This window comes from Pseudomonas brassicacearum, assembly GCF_003732225.1.
GTDB classification, from domain to species: Bacteria; Pseudomonadota; Gammaproteobacteria; order Pseudomonadales; family Pseudomonadaceae; genus Aquipseudomonas; species Aquipseudomonas brassicacearum_E.
Map to the genome: position 1 here is coordinate 430,488 of NZ_MOBJ01000006.1, position 19,540 is coordinate 450,027.

The 19,540-nt window shown below is 59.2% G+C and carries 14 protein-coding genes and 4 pseudogenes; 8 read left to right on the forward strand and 10 right to left on the reverse strand.

What is annotated here, in order from left to right; genetic code table 11:
- Nucleotide 1 precedes the first annotated feature (1 nt).
- Nucleotides 2-193 (reverse strand): hypothetical protein, encoded by a 192-nt coding sequence (locus BK659_RS08690; RefSeq protein WP_123424665.1) that lies wholly within the window; start codon nt 191-193, stop codon nt 2-4.
- Nucleotides 190-468 (reverse strand): annotated as a pseudogene (locus BK659_RS08695) (phosphoribosyltransferase); the annotation flags it as partial. The pseudogene BK659_RS08695 and the gene BK659_RS08690, both read right to left, overlap by 4 nt.
- A gap of 189 nt (nt 469-657) precedes the next feature.
- Between BK659_RS08695 and BK659_RS08700 the strand changes: the two are divergent.
- The 3 genes from BK659_RS08700 to BK659_RS08710 are packed head-to-tail and all read left to right on the forward strand — an operon-like array spanning nt 658 to nt 5,086.
- Nucleotides 658-1,476 (forward strand): polysaccharide deacetylase family protein, encoded by an 819-nt coding sequence (locus BK659_RS08700; protein WP_123424666.1) that lies wholly within the window; start codon nt 658-660, stop codon nt 1,474-1,476.
- Nucleotides 1,473-2,747, forward strand: a complete 1,275-nt coding sequence (locus BK659_RS08705; protein WP_123424667.1) for a putative glycoside hydrolase — start codon at nt 1,473-1,475, stop codon at nt 2,745-2,747. Before BK659_RS08700 ends, BK659_RS08705 begins: the two co-directional genes overlap by 4 nt.
- Nucleotides 2,699-5,086 (forward strand): serine hydrolase, encoded by a 2,388-nt coding sequence (locus tag BK659_RS08710; RefSeq protein ID WP_259740226.1) that lies wholly within the window; start codon nt 2,699-2,701, stop codon nt 5,084-5,086. The genes BK659_RS08705 and BK659_RS08710 overlap by 49 nt, the downstream gene beginning before the upstream one ends.
- Before the next feature lie 79 nt (nt 5,087-5,165).
- Here the strand turns inward: BK659_RS08710 and BK659_RS08715 are convergent, their stop codons facing one another.
- Nucleotides 5,166-6,077, reverse strand: a complete 912-nt coding sequence (locus tag BK659_RS08715; protein WP_123424668.1) for a universal stress protein — start codon at nt 6,075-6,077, stop codon at nt 5,166-5,168.
- Nucleotides 6,078-6,483: 406 nt separating this feature from the next.
- Between BK659_RS08715 and ftsH the strand changes: the two are divergent.
- Nucleotides 6,484-8,326, forward strand: a pseudogene (ftsH, locus tag BK659_RS08720) (ATP-dependent zinc metalloprotease FtsH).
- A 112-nt stretch (nt 8,327-8,438) separates the two neighbouring features.
- The gene (fnr, locus tag BK659_RS08725; RefSeq protein WP_123424669.1) at nt 8,439-9,191 is read left to right on the forward strand and encodes a fumarate/nitrate reduction transcriptional regulator Fnr; all 753 of its coding nucleotides are present in this window, start codon (nt 8,439-8,441) and stop codon (nt 9,189-9,191) included.
- Nucleotides 9,192-9,249: 58 nt separating this feature from the next.
- Here the strand turns inward: fnr and BK659_RS08730 are convergent, their stop codons facing one another.
- Nucleotides 9,250-10,170: a universal stress protein gene (locus BK659_RS08730; protein ID WP_123424670.1), complete on the reverse strand. Its 921-nt coding sequence runs from the start codon at nt 10,168-10,170 to the stop codon at nt 9,250-9,252.
- Between the two features lie 153 nt (nt 10,171-10,323).
- On the opposite strand from BK659_RS08730, the pseudogene BK659_RS08735 reads away from it, so the two are divergent.
- Nucleotides 10,324-10,464: pseudogene (locus tag BK659_RS08735) on the forward strand (GNAT family N-acetyltransferase); the annotation flags it as partial.
- A 51-nt stretch (nt 10,465-10,515) separates the two neighbouring features.
- On the opposite strand, the pseudogene BK659_RS27920 reads toward BK659_RS08735, so the two are convergent.
- Nucleotides 10,516-10,674, reverse strand: a pseudogene (locus tag BK659_RS27920) (universal stress protein); the annotation flags it as partial.
- A gap of 79 nt (nt 10,675-10,753) precedes the next feature.
- Between BK659_RS27920 and BK659_RS08745 the strand changes: the two are divergent.
- Nucleotides 10,754-10,984, forward strand: coding sequence for a hypothetical protein (locus BK659_RS08745; RefSeq protein ID WP_123424671.1), 231 nt, complete (start codon nt 10,754-10,756; stop codon nt 10,982-10,984).
- 261 nt (nt 10,985-11,245) lie between these two features.
- Here BK659_RS08745 and BK659_RS08750 read toward each other — a convergent pair whose 3' ends face one another.
- From BK659_RS08750 to BK659_RS08765, 3 genes are all read right to left on the reverse strand, one after another.
- Complete coding sequence (locus BK659_RS08750; RefSeq protein ID WP_123424672.1) at nt 11,246-11,578, reverse strand: hypothetical protein; 333 nt, start codon at nt 11,576-11,578, stop codon at nt 11,246-11,248.
- A gap of 425 nt (nt 11,579-12,003) precedes the next feature.
- A complete protein-coding gene (locus BK659_RS08760) occupies nt 12,004-12,384 on the reverse strand; it encodes a hypothetical protein (RefSeq protein ID WP_123424674.1) in 381 nt (126 codons plus the stop codon).
- Complete coding sequence (locus BK659_RS08765; protein WP_123424675.1) at nt 12,377-17,047, reverse strand: RHS repeat-associated core domain-containing protein; 4,671 nt, start codon at nt 17,045-17,047, stop codon at nt 12,377-12,379. The genes BK659_RS08760 and BK659_RS08765 overlap by 8 nt, the downstream gene beginning before the upstream one ends.
- Nucleotides 17,048-17,344: 297 nt before the next feature.
- Here BK659_RS08765 and BK659_RS27925 point away from each other — a divergent pair, with 297 nt between their 5' ends.
- The gene (locus BK659_RS27925) at nt 17,345-17,536 is read left to right on the forward strand and encodes a hypothetical protein (RefSeq protein WP_123424676.1); all 192 of its coding nucleotides are present in this window, start codon (nt 17,345-17,347) and stop codon (nt 17,534-17,536) included.
- Between the two features lie 46 nt (nt 17,537-17,582).
- Here BK659_RS27925 and BK659_RS08775 read toward each other — a convergent pair whose 3' ends face one another.
- The gene (locus BK659_RS08775) at nt 17,583-17,936 is read right to left on the reverse strand and encodes a DUF1428 domain-containing protein (protein ID WP_123424677.1); all 354 of its coding nucleotides are present in this window, start codon (nt 17,934-17,936) and stop codon (nt 17,583-17,585) included.
- A 296-nt stretch (nt 17,937-18,232) separates the two neighbouring features.
- Nucleotides 18,233-19,525, reverse strand: coding sequence for a sensor histidine kinase (locus tag BK659_RS08780; protein WP_123424901.1), 1,293 nt, complete (start codon nt 19,523-19,525; stop codon nt 18,233-18,235).
- Nucleotides 19,526-19,540: the final 15 nt, after the last annotated feature.

Genomic DNA, 19,540 nt, shown 5'->3' on the forward strand with positions numbered 1-19,540 from the left:
ATCAAGTGCCTGAAAGATTTCGGCGGCGCATCAACCGATAAGCCGCCGGGATGACAAACAACGAAAGCAACGGCGCCGTGACCATTCCACCGACCATCGGCGCGGCTTTGCCGGAAGCAAACAGCACGACGGTGCTGAACAAGGTTACTGCAGGCTTTGTGATCGTGACTTCCAGAATGCTAGTGAGACTCAAGCATCGGAATCCTCCTGAGGGGCAATACCCGTACCGGAATCTCTTTGCCAGGCTCGATGCAAAAGATCGATGACCTCCTCGTCCGAAGTCTGGGCGAAGTTCATGTACCAATAGCCGATCGACATCAGCCACTCGGGAATCAGCGGGCAAACCAGCTCATCCACTTCGCTGCGCAGCGCCTCGACCGTCTCAAGCGGTGCCACGGGCACGGCAACGACGATGCGCGATGGCGCTTGCAGACGCACAGCGTGGATCGCGGCCATCGGCGAACCTCCAGGGCTGTGGCGACCTCATACGCCACCGGAACACCGCCACGGGGCAAGGCGAGTCAGCGTTCTCCCATGAAGTCTCCCTGGTCTTGATTTATATCAAGTCACCGCCATCGGCAACACAGTCCCTGCACTATGATTAATCCAAGTGTTCGGACCGGATCCCTCTGAGCGTCCGTACGGTGGGTTGCTTATATGAATGGTTCGATTCGGCTTCTGGTGTGCGCCATGCTGGTGTGCATCTGCCGGCTGGCCTTGGGCGCGGACGCAGCCGCGCAGAGCGCCGAACAGCGCGTCACGATCCTCGTTTACCACCGTTTTTCGCAGACACTGGACGACTCGATGACCGTGCGCATGAGCACCTTCGAAACCCAGTTACGTGTCCTGCACGAGCATGGCTACCACATCGTGCCGCTGCGTGAAGTGGTCGATTGGTTGCAGGATCCAAATGCGACGTTACCGCAGAAACCGGTAGCGATCACCGTCGACGACGGGCATCGTTCGGTATACGAAAAGCTGCTGCCCATCGTGCTGCGCGAGCGATTTCCGGTCACGCTGTTCATCTATCCATCGGCGATCTCGAACGCCTCCTATGCGCTGACCTGGGAGCAATTGAGTAGCCTGCAACAGACCGGGCTCTTTGACATCCAGTCGCACACGTACTGGCATCCCAATTTCAAGGTCGAGCGCAGACACCGTACACCAGCGGATTTCCAGCAATTTGTCCGCATGCAACTCGACAAGTCCCGTCGACGTCTAGAGGCGCAAACCGGTACGCATATCGACATGCTCGCGTGGCCGTTCGGGATCTACGACGACGAGTTGATCACACTCGCCTCCGACGGGGGTTACATCGTTGCCTTCACACTGGACGCGCACAAGGCGGACCGGCATGCACGGCTGCTCGCGCTGCCGCGCTTTCTGATGACCGATGCCTACGGCGCCAGCGCATTCGCGCACCTGCTCGGCGAACCGAACACCCCGCCGATACCCGCAACGGGGAGCGCACGATGAGCTTCATCCGCGCAGTGAGGCGCTATGCGCTCCCGACGCTGCTCACCGCCGTCATTGCCCTGCTGACCGAGCAAGCCGCCCAGGGCATCACTGGCGTCGTGCTCGACTCGAGTACGCAAAATCCGCTCGCCGACGCAATCATCACGACATCGGCTGGCGTGATGCGCACCGACGAACGCGGGCGGTTCGAGATTGCCGAGGCGGTCAAGAGCATCGCGGCCCGCGCCCCTGGGTATCTGCGCGCCGAAGCCAAGGTGTCCGGCGATACGCCCGTGACGCTCGCGTTGACCCCGTTTCGCCCGAAAGCGCTCTACCTGTCGGTGTTCGGCGTGACCAGCAAGGCGCTGCGCAATAGTGCCGTCAGCCTTGCCGCAAACACCTTGATCAATGCACTGGTGATCGACGTCAAGGGCGACCGCGGCCTGACGCCGTATCGCAGCGCGGCGCGCGAGGCGATCGGCGCGGCAGCACACGTGACAGTGCACGCCCCACAGGCACAGGACTTTCCGGCGCTACTGGCCGAGCTGCATGCGCAACACCTGTATCTGATCGCACGCATCGTGGTGTTCAAGGACGACCCGCTCGCCGCCGCGCATCCGGAGTGGAGCGTGCACACCACCGAAGGCGAGCCGTGGCGTGATGGCGAGAACCTGCAATGGATGGATCCGTTTTCGTACGCCGTACGGCAGCACAATCTCGATATTGCCGAGGAGGCGGCGCGGATGGGCTTCGACGAGGTCCAGTTCGACTATGTGCGCTTTCCTGACAAGAGCGGGCTTCACTTTGTCCTCTCCAATACCCGGCGCAACCGGACTGCGGCGATCGTCGGCCTCCTGCAGGCCGCACGCACACGGCTCGCGCCCTACAATGTATTCGTCTCCGCGGACATCTTCGGCTACGTTTGCTGGAATCTGGACGATACCGCGATCGGCCAACAAATCGAATTGCTCGGCGAGCCGCTCGACTATATTTCGCCGATGCTCTACCCGTCCGGTTTTACCTGGGGGCTCCCGGGCTTGACCGACCCGGTCACCGATCCCGGCCAGATCGTCAGGCGCTCCCTGACGGAGGCGATGAAGCGCACCCGTCTGCCGGGCGTGCGTTTTCGTCCGTGGCTGCAGGCCTTTCGCGACTATGCGTTCGATCGTCGCCTGTTTGACGCAGCGGCGATCAGTGCGCAGGTCAACGCCGCCGATGCAGCCGGCACCGATGGATGGATGTTATGGAACCCACGCAATCACTACGACGCCGCCGATTTACCGCACCGTTGATCGGTGCGCTGCAATGCTGGGCGATGCTGGTTGGAATAGCGGCGGCGCAGATCGCGGGAGCCGCCGATTTCGATGCGGCGGCGCGCCTGCAAGCCGCACAGATCGTCGAGGGGCAGATCAGCGCCGGACGCGTTCCAGGTGCCGTCGTCCTGATCGGGGACGCCACGCACGTGCTCTATCGTCAGGCCTTCGGGCAACGCGCGACAACGCCCGAGCCCGAACCGATGACGCTGAGTACCGAGTTCGATCTCGCGTCGCTGACCAAGGTCATCGCGACCACCACGGCGATTATGCAACTGGCCGAAGCCGGCCGCATCGACCTGAACGCACACGTTGCAGAGTATTGGCCGGCCTTTGCGGCATTCGGCAAAGACGCGGTAACGGTGCGTGATCTGCTGGCGCACACCTCCGGGCTGCTGCCAGACCTGCCTGTGCGACCACTGCATCCGGACCGCGAAGGCGTGTTGAGCGCCATCGCGGCGCAGCGTTTGCGTAGCGCGCCAGGTGAGCGTGTCATTTACAGTGACCTGAATTTCGTGGTGCTTGGCGAACTGGTCGAGCGCATCACGCACCGCACTCTCGACGCGTATTGCCAGGCTCAGATTTTCGGCCCGCTCGGTATGCGTGACACAGTCTTTGTGCCGGACCCCGGGCGAGCGGCCCGCAGTGCGCCGACACTCGCGAACAAGGCCGGCATCCGCCGCGGCCGCGTGCACGATCCGACGGCCGAATGGATGGGCGGTGTCTCCGGCAACGCCGGGTTGTTTTCCACCGCGGATGACCTCGCCCGCTTCGCGCAGATGATGCTCAACGAGGGGCGCGCTGGCGGCGTGCAGATTCTGCGGCCAGCGAGCATCGCCGCGCTCACGAGTGCCGCCTCGCCGCTCGCGACGGCGCCGTGGCGCGGACTCGGCTGGGATCTGGCCGCACCGTTCGCGTCGAACCATGACCGTCTGCCGCCGATTGGCATGATCGGCCACACCGGATACACCGGCACAGGCCTGTGGATCGATCCGCTGACACGCCAATTCATCGTTATCCTGACCAACCGTGTGTACCCGGACGACCGCGGTGACGCCCGCCCGCTGCGTGCGCAGTTGCTCGCGCTGCTGGCAAGCCGGGCCCCGCCTGCGAGCGTCGCGCAAATCGGCCGGTTGCTGCCATCGACGTTGCCGGCACTGAGTGCCGCCGATCGCCTGCCGACCTCGACGGGCCCGGTACAGACCGGCATTGACGTGCTCGAGGCACAGCGGTTTGCGCCGCTCGCCGGCAAGCGCGTGGGCTTGATCACCAATCGCAGCGGCTTCGACGCCGAGGGCCGGCGCACCATCGACGTACTCGCGCACGCGCCAGACGTCACGCTGGCAGCGCTGTTCTCGCCGGAACATGGGCTGAATATCGATATGGACGAGCGAGTCGGCGACACCCTCGACACGGCGACGGGCCTCACCGTACACAGCCTCTACGGCGCGGCGCGGCGCTTTCCGGCCGGCTCGCTCTCTGGACTGGATGCGCTGATCTTCGACATTCAGGATGCCGGCGTGCGCTTTTTCACCTACGAAACGACGCTTGGCTACGCACTCGAGGCCGCAGCGGCGCGGCGCATTCCGCTGTTCGTGCTGGACCGGCCTGATCCGCTGGGTGCGCAGCGATTCGGCGGACCGGTGCTGGACAGCCGCCGCGAATCGTTCACCGGCTATTTCCCGGCGCCGCTGCAGCCCGGCATGACGGTCGGCGAACTGGCGAGTCTGTTCAACCGCAACAAGCACATTGGCGCCGATCTGCGTGTTGTGCCAATGCAGGGATACCGGCGCGCGATGACCTTCACCGACACCGGTCTCGGTTGGGTGCCGCTCTCGCCAAACCTGCGCACCCTGCCCCAGCTCGACCTCTACCCGGATGTCGGTTTGCTTGAGGGCGCAAAACTGAGCGTGGGACGCGGCACAGCGCATCCGTTCGAGTGGATCGGCGCACCTTGGATCAACGCGACCCGGCTCGCACACGCGCTGAATGCCCTCGACCTCGGCGCGCATTTCGAGCCGATCGACTTCGTGCCCACCGAATCAACCTGGCACGGTCAGCTCTGTCATGGCGTGAGCATTACTCGCGCCCCGGTGCCTGAGGGACGTCCCGTAGCAAACCTGGGGTTGGCACTGCTCGCCACACTGCATGCGCTCTATCCGGGCACGTTAGATCTTGCGGCGACCCGCGACTCAATCGGCTCGCAAACCGTGTGGCAAGCGATCAGCGACGGCGTGACGCCTGACGCAGCGCAAGCGCTCGACGCAGCGGCGCTTGAACGCTTCGCGCGACTACGGCAGGAGAACTTGCTCTATTGACAACGGGTACCTGCAGGTGGCCCGCGTTATCAGGACGGGACTAAACGCTGTCACGGTATTCCGCCACCGCTATGCCCCATCAAGACAGCGGCTTGACGATCATCAGACTGCAGGGAGCCCGGTTCAGGGTGTTCTCGGCGGTACTGCCGATGAATACGTTAACGCCCCGATAGTGCACGGTGCCCATCACAATCATGTCGAATGCATTATTCGCCGCGAAGCGCTCGATCATTGTGTGGGGAGTACCGGTCACTCGATGCCGTCGTACCTGTGTTACCCCGTAGCGTTCGCCGAGCGTATCAAAGGCCTCTTCCTGGGCGTCGTTGACAGCGTCTCTCAAGCTTTCTTCCATAGTCAGGTTTTGCAGGTTCACGCCAAGGTCACCCGCCATGGTCCAGCCGCTGACATTGAGCAAGTGCAACTTCGCACCACAGGACAGGGCCAGCGTCGAAGCAATGTCGAGGATCTGGACATTAAGACCCTGCGTCAGCTCTTCAAGATGGGAAAGATCAATAGCCGCCAGTATTTTCGAGGGCAGCGGATTTTTCGCATCGGTCACCAGGTGCAACGGGGCCGGACAGTCACGTAGCAGTAGCCAGTCCAGCGGCCTGTAGAAAACCCGTTTAAATGCCGATACGCACTGCACATCCTTAATCACGATGTCCGCCCGAAAGTCATTCACGTACTCAAGCACCTCCTCGATACTCGGTTTGGCCCAGACCACTTCAGTGGTCACGTCAAGGCCTTTGCACTGCCCAAACCGTGCTTGCTGCTCGAGCCAGTGACGGTGCACCTGCAAGTACCCCTCGCGTGCCTGCGCCATGGACTGATGGTCAAACAGGCCAGCAACGGCCAATGCTTCGACGTAATCGAAAGCGACGATGTGTAACATCGCACCGGCCGCCTTCGCCAGGGACTCCGCCCGATCAAAAGCGGGGGTACGTGACATTTCGCTCGTGGTGATCAGCAGTAAACGGTTAATTTCGAACATCACACACCTCGTCGGCAGACGCTTTGTCAGTTGAGTCTGATGAACAGCACTCCTTTGCTGGCTTTCCATCAGTAAACGGATCGACGAAAAACATCACTGATGAGTATCGATACTGAGCGGCAGGCGTTTGATGAGGTTGATAAAAATCACAAAAAACCATTGTTGTGCGCCTAAGACCAAAAAGTGCCCGACTCCCAAGCGTAGAACCGCAAGTCGATACCAGGCTCCTGCAGCCCGTTGCGAGCTACGGAGCCTGACAGCTCGATGTTCAGCGTAAATCCGGCGCTCGAGCTGATGGCGTCTAGAATCGTATTCAGATGCCCAAAGGGCTTGAGCCTCAGCACTGGACGATTGAGCCGATGCGCAGGGTGCCCGCCCACGCCCGTCTTCCCCCTGAGCCAAGGCCATGAAGAAGAATCACCAGTGGAATCTTTCCTACTTCGCTATCACCTTTATAGTTCTTGCGCTCGCTCAGCTTTTTTTTTGTTGAACGTCATGCTGTGCAGAGCATCCCCTACAGTCAGTTCTTGCAACTGTTGGACGAGCATAAGGTCAGCGAGTTGCGGGTCGAGAAGGACCAGATCAGCGGCAAGCTGCAAGAGCCCATCGACGGCCGTGACCTGTTCACCACCGTGCGGGTCGACCCCACGCTGGCGGCTGAATTGGCTCCATCAGGTGTCGGCTTTACCGGAGTCAGCGAAAACACACTGCTGAACGGGCTGCTGGGTTGGCTCCTGCCCTTTGCCATGATCATGGCGCTCTGGCATTTCCTGTTTCGCAGCATGGCTGAAAAACAGGGCATTGGCGGGCTGATGAATATCGGCAAGTCACAGGCCAAGGTATTTGTCGAGCGTGATACCGGCGTCACCTTCGCCGATGTAGCCGGCATCGATGAAGCCAAGGCCGAACTGGTGGAAATTGTCTCGTTCCTGAAGGACAAGGCCAAATACGCACGTCTGGGGGCCCATATTCCCAAGGGCACCCTGCTGGTCGGCCCACCTGGCACCGGCAAGACCCTGGTCGCCAAGGCTATCGCCGGTGAAGCCGGAGTACCGTTTTTCTCGATTTCCGGTTCCGCATTCGTCGAAATGTTCGTCGGTATCGGTGCCGCTCGAGTGCGCGACTTGTTTGAGCAGGCACGGCAAGCGGCACCTTGCATTATTTTCATCGACGAACTCGACGCCTTGGGCAAAATGCGCGGTGTCGGTGCGTTGGGTGGCAACGACGAAAAAGAGCAGACCCTTAACCAGCTTCTGGCCGAGCTGGACGGTTTCGACCCGCGTGAAGGTGTGGTCCTGCTGGCGGCGACCAATCGGCCAGAGATCCTTGATCCGGCGCTGTTGCGGGCCGGTCGCTTCGACCGTCAACTGGTGATCGACCGCCCCGATCGAAAAGGCCGACAGGCCATCCTCAAGGTCCATCTGAAAAAAATCACCGTGGCGCCCGACATCGACTCCGAACGTATCGCCGAAATCACCACGGGCTTCACCGGTGCGGACCTGGCGAACCTGATCAACGAAGCCGCCATCGTTGCCACCCGCCGGGGAGGCCAGACCGTCAACCTCGACGACTTCACGGCTGCGGTGGAACGCATCGTCGCGGGTGTCGAACGCAAGAGCAGCCTGCTAAGGCCTGATGAACGCCTGGTGGTGGCCTATCACGAAATGGGGCATGCCTTGGCCGCTGGCACCTTGCCGGGGATGGACCCGGTACACAAAGTCTCGATCATCCCCCGTTCCATTGGCTCGCTGGGTTATACCTTGCAGCGACCGACCGAGGATCACTTCCTGATCAGTTGTCAGATGCTCAAGGATCGAATAGCCGTACTGATGGCCGGCCGGGCTGCCGAGTACATTGTCTATGGCCAGATCTCCACAGGCGCCGCCGACGATTTGGCCCGGGCGACCGACATCGCCCGGCAGTTGATCACCCGTTTCGGCATGAGTGCCGAACTCGGTCAGTCGGTATTGGAACGGCAAAATCCTACCTATTTGGGCGAGCACATGGCCGGATTTGGCCAGAAGGACTATTCGGAGCAAACCTCACGGGAAATCGACCTGGGCATCCGTGCCTTGCTGGATGAAGCCTATGGCCGTGCCAAAACGCTGCTCGACAGTCGTCGGGCCGACCTGGATGCCGGCGCCCACCTGCTGCTGGAAAAGGAAACACTGACTCCCGAAGAGTTCCCTCCATTGATACCCCTCAATTCCTCCTCGACGTCGCCGCAACCGACACAGGCACCTCCGTAAGGATCAATCCTTGCCATCTCCGTTTGTCGTACACCCTCCCCCCGGTTTACACATTAAGAGCTTGCCCGGGTTCTCAACACCTATGCTTGATACATTCATAGAGGGGTGCGTCATGTCACCGTCTGAGGTTCGGCCACTTCACGTTCATTACCTCAAGGCTGCCTGTTCCAACTGCAGCGTGCTGGAGTTGTGCCTGCCAATTGGCCTGACCGGCCAGGAAGTAGAGCGACTGGACACCCTGATCGTCCAGCGCATGAAAGTTAAAAAAGGCGCTGCGTTGTATCGCACGGGCGATCCATTGCGCTCGCTTTACGCGGTACGCATAGGCTCTTTCAAGACCAATGTGCTTTCTATTGATGGTCGCGAGCAGGTGACCGGCTTTCAAATACCCGGTGAGATGCTCGGTCTGGACGCCATCAGCGCAGACCAGCACGCCTGTAATGCTTTCGCCCTTGAGGACAGCGAAGTGTGTCCCATCCATTTCACCCAGCTGGAAAAGCTTGCCCATGAGCTGCCTTCGCTGCAGCACAACCTGAACAAACTCCTGAGCCGCGAAATAGTGCGTGATCACGACATGCTGATGATGATGGGCAAGATGAACTCGGACGAACGCCTGGCGGCCTTTCTGCTGAACCTGTCGCAGCGGCTTAACCTGCGCGGTTATTCGTCCCTGGAGTTTGTGCTGAAGATGCGTCGCGAAGAGATCGGTTCCTACCTGGGGCTGCGTCTGGAAACCATCTGCCGAGGCATTGCCCATCTGCGCGATCAGGCACTGGTCGAAATCTCCGGTCGTAACGTCAAAGTCCTGAATATGGAGGGGCTCAAGCATCTGATCGCAGGCTGTCACCGGGAAGCGCCTCTCTGACGATGCCAATCAAGCGCTGACGCACCTGAAGACAGCCAGGTCAAAGGTGCAATCGTGCTCACTCCCTGACGGCCAAACCGGGTGACCTGACCGCCAGAATACTTCCCGGCACCGAATAAAGGGCTCGTTCGGTGGTGCTGCCGATCAGCCGATCCAGCCCAACCCGGTGCACAGTACCCATCACCACCACATCGGCCAGGTACTCCTCGACAAACTCACTCAATACCCGAACCGGCTGACCCATGACAAAGTGCCGACGTTCAGGCGGTACACCATAGCGGTCAGCCAGGGTCACAAAGGCCAGATGCAGGGACTCACGCAGCTCCTCGATGAAATCCACGCCCCATCCTTCGTTGACCAATGCAGCATCACCATTGAAGGCAGGCGACAGGTCATAGGCGTACAGCAAATGCAGCGGTGCATCGCACTGCACGGCAAGGGCGTTCGCGGTCTGGATGATAGTGTCGTTGAGGCCACTGATCTGGGTCTGCGGGTCGAAGGGGTCCACCGCTGCCACGATCCGATGAGGCAAACTGTAACGGGCCTGGTTGACCAAGTGCACAGGCACCGGGCACTCACGCAGCAGATGGCAATCGAGTGGCGTGATAAACACCCGTTTGAGCACCGGCTCCAACGTGGCGTCCTTGATCAGCAGGTCAGGCTTGAACTCCTCGACATGCTTCAAGATATCCAGCAGCGGATGGGTGGTGAAGAGCACTTCCACCGAGACTTTCAGTCCCTCACCGCTCAGCCGCTGGATTTCCTCCGACATCCAGCGACGATAGCGACGCAGATAGCTCTGAAAAGCCGCCTCATCGACTTTTTCATCCCACAAATGAACGATTGGCACCGGCTCGACAAAGGCACATACATGCAAGACCGCCCCACTCGCCTTGGCCAGGGCGACCGCGCGCAGCAAGGCTGGAGATTGATGCAGGGTTCGGTCGGCGATCAGCAGTAAACGTTGATATTGACCCATCACACACCTCGGCTCGGCACCGGTCTATCCCGCCGGCATGCTCCAAGACTGCGCTCATTGCCCCCCAATGCAGTTGATTTACATCAAATCCGGGCAATTGATGGCACCCGCACCAAGTATCTGATCCAGATCAGATTCGACTGTCGTCAATGGCGTAAAAACGGTTTTCATCAGATGTATTCCATTGATGCCTCAAGCAATGCGCCCATGCGTGATTTGGCAAAATTCTTGGGGTTTGAAACCCATAGCGATCCTGACGATGCCCGCCAGGTCATTTACCGCCTCATGCTGTAAAAAACGCCCCTTGGTGCACCGCACACTGGCGCTCCAGGGACGATTCAATACTTATGACTGCAACAACTCGCCCGGTTTGATCGCCAGCACACTGCACGGCGCTTGATGCAAGAGATGTTCGGCGGTGCTGCCCAAGCGTTTGTTCAAACCTCTATGCTGCACCGTTCCCATGACGATGATGTCCGTCAGGTGATTGGTCGAAAACTCGCAGAAGGTGCGTTGAAAATCTACTGCTAAACGGTCCAAAATCATGTTCATGGACAGAATGAGTCCACGCTCGGAGATCCGCATGAAACGCGAAGAGGTCAAAACCAAACACGGTGAAGGCATGCACTTCGACACGCATGTGATCGTTAACCCGGCCAACACGCACGAGTGGATCATCCTGTTCAAAAAAGACGCGGGAAGCAGCTATTTTCTGGTCAATGACAACGAGGAAATCGAGTCATTTGGACACCTGGATGACCTGATCCATGAGCTTCGGGCCATTGGCATCAAGTCCGCCGAAGTTCACTTCTGATGACGCCTCTCTTGGAGTTTGATCATGTCAGTGAGCGTCGAGCATCTGCCTAGCCAAAGCGATGAGCTTTGGTCGGTTTGCTTCAGTGGGAGCCGCATGAGTCGCCACAAAAACCAATCAAAAACAAAAAACCCGCACATGGCGGGTTTTCTGTTTGATGGGGTCAAATCCTTTTGTCAGCTCAATCTGCGCTCCCGTATGTGAGCGATTCGTGAAAAGCATGTCGCAGGATTGAGAAGAAGACGGACCGCACCGAACACGCTATTTAACTGAATCCGAAACGGGCTCCGGCAACCGTCTCCCGAGCACATCCAGCAGATCACAGCCATCGCGCAGCGGAATCGCACACAGCAACGCGAAATCATTCAAAATCACCGAATCACTGGCAATCTCCCCCCGCATAGCCAGGTTCTCCAGCACCTGAGTCACCGCACGAATGCGATAACCAGCTGCGCTGAGCAGGATATCGAGCGGCGCGTGGGTATCGACGAACAAGGTGGGCATGTCAGAGCAGTTGCTGGTGAGGGCCATGTAGCGGTTGGCGGGATGGGAGGTTGGCGGGACGTAGGGTGGATCGGGGTTATAAGTGTTCATATTGAAGCCTCTAGTAGAAATGGAAGCTGCCGCTTACGCGTCTCTCATAGTTTTGAAGGGTTCCTACACCCCGCCACTGAATGTGCAGTGACACCTGAAGCCTATCGATGGAACTCATTTCACACCAGTTCATGAACACCGCTACAACCTGCGGGAAATCTCCGACGAGCTTGCCCAGAAACTTCACCGCCTGACCGACCGCCATCGCGCCATCGGTATCTACACATCTCTGATGACCGCCAAATCTCCCGTAGGAGCTGCCGCAGGCTGCGATCTTTTGATCTTCGGGCCCTTGCGGACGCCAAAAGATCGCAGCCTGCGGCAGCTCCTACGGGTGATCTGACCGGAACTGAAAAATGTGCAGATACCCATGGCTTGCCCGCGATCGAGCGCGAAGCGGTCGTAGGCAAATAGATCCGTCTGCGTTAACTGCAGAAAGCCACGTCAATCCGATCTACTTTAATCCTTACAAATTTCTCATTGAACGACGGGTATTCGTAGTGAATATCCTGATCCGAAAACTCAATGAATGATTTGAAAACGCCCCCATCCAAAAAACCATAGAGAAAACACGAAAAGCCCTCATCGCACATTTCAACCATGGACCCTTTCTCCTCAGCCATTACGATGAAGTTGTCGTCAGGAAGAACCATGTCCATCTCAATGTCATAGCTTCCTCCCACCTCAATATTTCCAGGGCAATAACTCAAAAAGCACTTAACGAGAGTACCGTTAACGAGTAGCACAACCTCTTCCTCGACTGCCTCACTTATCGCGATCACCAGCGCACGTTCTGTTTTACTCATTCGAGGGCCTCAGCACCTTGTCGTGCGCGTCACCATTTACAGTTTTCCAGAAATCCTTCCCGCTTTTTGTATGCAAAGTCGTAATTTCCTTATTGTTGTTTGTGCCGACAAAAGCAAATTTCGCATCACCTCTACGATTATTACCCATGAGCTGCAAGTAACCCGCCCGTATCTCTCCCTGATATTTGTAATCAACGCGAGTTCCTTGACTCACAACATCGCGAGCTATGAGCAAATACTCCTCTTTGCTCAGCGCTCCAAACTCCGCACCGTGTTTTTCGTAATGACTATGAAGTTTTTCCTCACTTCCAAAATTTTGAGGTTCCCCTTTTGGTTTTGGAACCTTCGGCTCACCCTCATCAACCCGCGCCTTCCCCGCCGGGTCTTCCACTCCACCCGACGGCTTACACCCATCCCCGCCCGGACAGCCATTCAACCCCAGCGGATCCACCCAACCCGTCGGATTCGGGGTGTACAGATACCCGTTTAACCCGCCCGCCAACTTGATCGGGTCCGGTGTCAGGTACCGACCAATATCCGGATTGTAGTAGCGATGCCGGTTGTAGTGCAGGCCACTTTCAGCATCGAAGTACTGTCCCTGAAAGCGCAACGGTTGCTCAAGCTGCTCTTCGCCAAAGTGCTTCAGGCTGGCGAGTTTGCCGTAGGCCTTGTAGGTGGCGGACCAGACGATCTCGCCGCTGTAGTCGGTCAGTTCCTGCGGGGTGCCGAGGTGGTCGAGTTGGTAGTAGAACGGGCAGGCCTTGCGCGGGCCTTTGCCGTCGAGCAGGGCTAACGGGCGGAAGCTGCCGGGTTCGTAGATATAGCTGCGGTAGTGTTCTTTGCTGCTTTCGGCGACGAGGTTGTCGCCTTGCCAGAAGAACTTGGTGGTGTGGCCGTCGACGGTTTTGGCGATGCGACGGCCAAAGGCGTCATAGCGGTAGCTGGCGGTTCTGCCATCCGGCAGCGTGATACCGATCAACCGGTGCTGGCAGTCGTAGCGGTATTCGGTGACGAGTTTCTGTGCGGTGCCGCGACGTTCGCGGATCAGGTTGCCGAAGGCGTCGTAGTCGTAATGGCGGTCGCCTTGCAGCAGCAGGCGGTTGCCCTGGATTTTCGTCGGGCCGGGGCGGTCCTGCATGATCAGGTTGCCCGCCGGGTCGTGGGCGAAGGTTTCCGGTGGGTTGTCTCGGGTGTGGCGGACGCGAGTCAGGCGGTTCAGCGGGTCGTATTGGTAGCTGCGTTGGCCGTGCCGGGTGTCGGTGATGTGCTCGAGATTGCCGTTGGCGCTGTAGGCATAGTCGCGGCGGTACAGGTTTTTTTGCTGTTGGCTGACGGCGTGGGCTTTCAGACGTCCCTGATCGTCGTAGGCGTATTCGCTGAGCAGCAGGCCTTGCTGGCGCTGTCGCTCGCGGCCGAATTCGAACTGATGAGTGGTGAGTCGTGCGCCGTTGAGGTCGATAGCCGTCAGCGCGCCGCCCTTGGCGTGGTGATAATCGAGCGTGCTGTTGTCCGGCAGGCGCAGACGATTGAGCTGGCCGCAGGCGTCGTAGCCATAACGCAAGGTGCCCCAGCCCTGATGTTCGGTGATCAGCCGGTCCTGCTGGTCATACTCGAACTCCAGCGGGTGGTCGTGACCGTCATCGACGCTGACCAGTCGGCCAAGGCGGTCGTAGCAATACTCGACGTTGACGCCGTCGGGCAGGGTCTTGACCAGCAACCGCCCTGCCGAGTCCCGTTGATAGGCGGTAACCCGTTGCGCCCCGTCATCGCCGAACTCGGTTTTCTCCAGCAGGTGGCCGTTGAGGTCGTAGGCGTAGGCGGTACGGCGGCCGTCGAAACCGGTTTCCTGTTGGATCAGGCCGTTGGGCGTGTAGTCCAGCTGATACTTCTCGCCGGACTCGTTCTCGATTTCTGTCAGCAACAGCTGCGCGTTGTCGTAGCGATAACGCAGTTGCGTGCCGTCGGCATTGATCCGGCGGCTGACCAGGTGCAAGTCATCGGCGTATTCGTAGCGCGTGACGCGGCCCAGTTCATCGCGTTCGGCGATGATTTTTCCGTAAGCGTTGTAGCTGAAGGCGCAACTGGCACCGGTGGGAAGCGTTGTCTGAATCAGTCGTCCGACGGCATCCCATTGGTAGTGGGTGACGGCACCGTATTCGTCCTGACGGGTAATCTGCCGGCCCAACGTGTCGTAAACAAAATACCGCCGACCACCGTCGGGCAGCTGCTCTTCGATCAGTTGCCCGAGGGTGTTCCAGTTGAAAACGTGGCGGCTGTTGTCTGGATAACGAATGCCGACGAGCAAACCCTTGGCGTCATGGCTGTAATGGGTGACATGTCCATCGGGATCGACCTGTTCAGTAATATCGCCCTGCTCGTTGCGGCGGTAAGTCCAGACAGCTTTTCCACGAGAGCGCATATGCAGGTGGCCGTTGCGGTACTCGTAGGCCGTCGGTTCATCGTCCGGTGGCAGCAACGCAATCAGCTGACCGACCTCGTCGTAACGGTATTCAGTGACGGCGCCGAGCGGGTCCTGCTCGGCGATCAACCGGCCGTCATCGTCGTAGGCCTTGAGGTGTTCGGCACCGCCCGCCTCGACCTTGCGCACCAGCCGCGCTTGCTGGTCGTGAACGTAAACCTCTTCGCTGCCATCGGCATTGAACACCGTGACGCTGCCGTCATCGCCCCAGACGTAGTGCGAATCCATCTGTGCAAAACTCGCCCAGTGGCGCACGCAGCGAGCGGCCTTGCCTTTGCGCTCCCATTCCCAGAAAAAACTCGCGCCGCCGGCCAGTTGCCGCTGGAGAATCACCGCCTGACCGTCGTAGTCGTAACGCTCGCTTTCGCCCGCCGCGTTGCTGGCTTCGATCAGTCGATCGCGTTCGTCGTAGCGATAGGCGACCAGCGTTTGCTCGGTCTGCCAGGCGTCGTCGAGATTGTCGGCCGGGTGAAAGACCTGATAGTCGACGGCGATCAGATGCTGGCGGTCGTAGCGCAACAGCAAGGCGCGACCGGCGCCGTTGTCGAGTCGTTTGATCCGGTCGAAGCGGTCACGGCTGATGCGCAGACGGTTGTCGTAGGCGTCGCTGATGACCGTGAGGCGTCCGTCGCGGAAGTGATAAAAACGCGGTGTTTCACCGGCCTGAGCAAGGACCAGTTCATCGGCGTCGCCCCCAAGGTAAATCGCCGCCCGCGACAGGCTGTTGTGAATCGCCGGACGCTCGACGTTCGGTAATGGGAAAGTGCTGCGACGGTTTTCGTGGTCGATCCAGATGACGTTGTCGCCGTCGATTTCCAGTCGATGCGCCAGGCTATGGCTCCAGCCGTAGCCGAGGCCGCAATCAATCTCCGCCGCACTGGTGCGATAGAGCCGGGTGAAGTCGAACGGCAGCACACCATCCAGTTCGCCGTCAGTGAGGGTCAGCAACTCTTCTCCCGTGACCATCGACACCGGGCAGTTGTGGGTGGCGGTTTTGTTCGCGGTGTCGGCGCTGGCACCGTTGGGGTTTTTCGCCTGATCGGGGGCGTTGTCGTGGTGTTGGTTGGGCTTGAGCGTGGTGTTGCGGCGCCCGTCCCAACGCAGTTGCATCACGCCTTTTTTCAGGCCGGCGGCGACGCCTCGGGCCGCGACTTTTTTGTAGCGGTCGACGTAGCCCATGAAGCTGTCGATGATCTTGAACATCGCCGCAACGAAACGCAGGCCGGCGTCGACGATGTATTGGCCGTAGCGCATCAGCCGCACCGACAGGTAGGCGACACCCACGCCGAAAAAGCTCAGCACGATGCCGATCAGCAGATCGACCACCAGCTCGACCACCAGCTTCGAAACCGTCTGCGCCGTAGACCCGGCAATTTGGCTCGGCGGCAACGCTTCCAGCCACAGGCTCGCGGTACGCAACAACAAACACAGCGCCGCTTCGTCACTGGCCAGCAGTTGGGCTTTTTCCATCACCTCTGGCGATTTTTGCGCCAGAGCGGCCAGAGCATCGGCACTGCTGCCGAGCCTTTCGGGAAACTTCGTCGGGTCTTTGAGTATCTCGCCAATCAGCCCGATGCTGTCCCACACTCCTTCGATGGCCGCCCAGCTGCCGGCGAGCAATCCGTTGCCCACCGCCAGCAGCGAGGCCGAAGCGGACTGTTGCGACCACTGCGGCTTGAAGCCTTTCCACTCGTTGCGCAGCCAGGTTTCCAGCGATTCGCTCAACCCATCATAAGCGCCAAACAGCTCATCGAGTTGCTTCGGCGTGACGGCCCCATGCACCCGCACCCGATAGAACTTTCCGGCCTCGCCCTTGAACTGCCCCTTGCCGAATTCATCGAGATCAATCGATGTACTCGGCCCACCGTCAGCCGGCACAACCTCGATCTGAATGTTGCCCAACGGAATGTCATAGACCGATTCGAACTTGCTCTCGACTTCCAGAATGCCGCTGGCCGGACACTGCGCCACACTGGAGATAAAATCGTCATCACCGGTGCTGACCGTCGTGCTGGTGTTCCCCAGTTTGATCCGCCGATCCATGCCCATCAGCGACGGCATATCGGCAGCGTGGCTGACCTTGTCGGCGGCCCGGAGGAACCAATGGTCGAGTTGTTGGCGGTAGAGGCTGAGGGTGTCTTTGAAGCTGTCGAGTTCCTGCTCGAACCGGGCAACGCGGTCCATCAGCACTGACCCTTCTGAAGGCTATTGAGGGTCAGCGTGAAGCACGGTTGATGGGCTGGCGCGAGCATCCGATGTCTCTAGCAAAATGAGGGCGGGCGATTTTGCATGAGAGATTTGAGGGATTGAGTGGACGACTGAAAAGTCAGAATCACCCTGATTTATTGCGGATTTTTCCTGCGATCTTTGAGGGGCAATGACTACAGACAAGTCCTTCAGAAAGCCTGTGGTGACAACGCAATCTGGCACCCCAGGCTATCCACGTTATAGTTGAAGGGACCCGAACCACGTGGAGGGGGTATGCGCCAGATTGTCAGCAAAGAGCCATGGTGGGCTGCGCCGCCTAAACCTGGGCAAGATGAGTCCGAGTTGGAGTGGGGTTGGCTGGTCACGTACAGCGAGGGTGAACCGCGCTTTGAGTTTGTCAGAGAGCGGCCGACGGATCAGCAGATCCACAATCGCAAGAGCTGCAGGATCACCGTTCAGGAATAGGAATGGGGCGACGTCCTTGCTCGCCCCACCCTGGGTCACGCGAACCTCACACGTTTACGATCGTCTCGAAGCCGCCGAAGATCATCCGTTGACCATCGAAGGGCATTGAGTTGCCCTCCGAGCGGACTCGAGGGTCGGCCATAAACTGTTGCATCCCGGCGTCGCGTGTTTTGCGATCCGGCCAGACGATCCACGAGAAAACCACGGTCTCGCCTTCCTTGAGTTTCACCGCCATCGGGAATGAGGTCACCTTGCCTTCGGGCACGTCGTCCCCCCAGCATTCGGTGACGCTCAATGCGCCGTTCTCTTTGAAAATGGCGGCCATGAACTCGGCGTGTTGCTTGAATTTATCGCGGTTGGTGGTAGGTACGGCAGCAATGAAACCATCGACATAGGACATGATCACTCTCCTCGTTGAATTGCATCATCGGTTTACCAAGTAGTCGATCCACTGAAGCTCAAATCGACAGGCCTGTCAGGTAAACCGACCAACGGACATAAATTGAGATGCGGTGCATGGCTACCCCCGTAGCAGCTGTCGAGCCCGCGAGGCTGCGTTCGAGGACGGAGTCCTCGTAAATCCCGAACCCGCGGTTTGCCTGGAAGAGCGCATTGCCTGATTCAACGACTGCTTCGCAGCCGAACGCAGCCTCGCGGGCTCGACAGCTGCTACGGGGCAGTCCTGCACCGCATCCGTCAGAGCAGGACTTGCTCCTGACGCTCTGTCAGGTCCACGGCGAAATGGCAGCCGTGGGGTTCACAGGTGGTGAGTTCCACTCGCCAGTTCTGGTTGGTGCAGATCCGCTGAACCAGCGACAGTCCCAGGCCCAGCCCTTCGCCCCGGTGTTCGTCGCCCCTGACAAAGGGTTGGAACATCGCGTGGCGTTTTTCTTCCGGAATGCCGATCCCGCTGTCTTCCACGCTGAAGCCGTGGTCACGCAGGGTCAGGCGAATAAAACCATGATCAGTGTAGTGCCAGGCGTTGCGCAGCAGGTTGCCCATCACCGATTGCAGGAACGTCAGGTTGTAGTGGGTGTTTGAGGCCTGCTCGTTGATGTAGATGAACTCCAGACCTTTTTCCCGGATCAGCCGGCCCCAAATTTCCGCCAGGCTGTCGGCGACCTCTTTCAAGGACGCGTTGACACCGTTGCCGGACTCGCTGTCCCGGTCACGCGCCAGCATCAGGAACGTGTCGACCAGTTGCCGCATTTCATCGCTGGCCCTGGCAATACGGCTGACCTGAGCCATGGAGCGCGGATCCAGGGCACGATTGCTCAGCAACAGCTCACACGAACTGGCGAGCACCATCAGCGGGGTTCGCAATTCGTGGCTCACATCGCTGGTGAAGAGTTTTTCCCGGCCCAGCGCCGCGCGCAGCCGCCCCAGGGTTTGATCGAAGGAAATCGCCAGTTCGCCGACCTCGTCGACGGCATACTCGGGCGCCAGTGGTGGTGCGAGTTCCAGCAACTGGTCGCGGTGACGCACCTGGCGCGCCAGACGAATCACTGGCGCCATGACGCGTCGAGCCAGCAGCCAACCCAACAGAATCGCCAGCAGGATGCTCAACACGAACCCGACAATGACCACCGCGTACAACACCCGTTCGCGTTGTTCGTGGCTTCGCTGATCTTTCAGCAGGATGTATTGGCGACCGTCGACCACCCGCACCATGGCGTAGTAGTCCTCGCCGTCATAGACAATTTCCTGAAAGCCCGGATGCAGCGCCTTGAGCTGTTCGTCGGGGGGCATCTCGCCCAGCCCGCCCTCAAAGAAAAACAGCTCGTCTTTCTCCGGTCGATGGGTCCAGTCATCGGTGTTGTCCATCAGCAGCAAACGTTGCAGCCCACCGCTCAGACTGGTCATGGTGAGCTTTCCTTCAACGACGTGCACGGTCACGACAATGCCGACCGCAAAGACCCCTGCGACAAACGCAGTCATCAGTGCGAAAACAATCACGATCCTTTTTGTCAGGCTCTGTTTGGAGTCCATGTCTTTCCAGTGTTC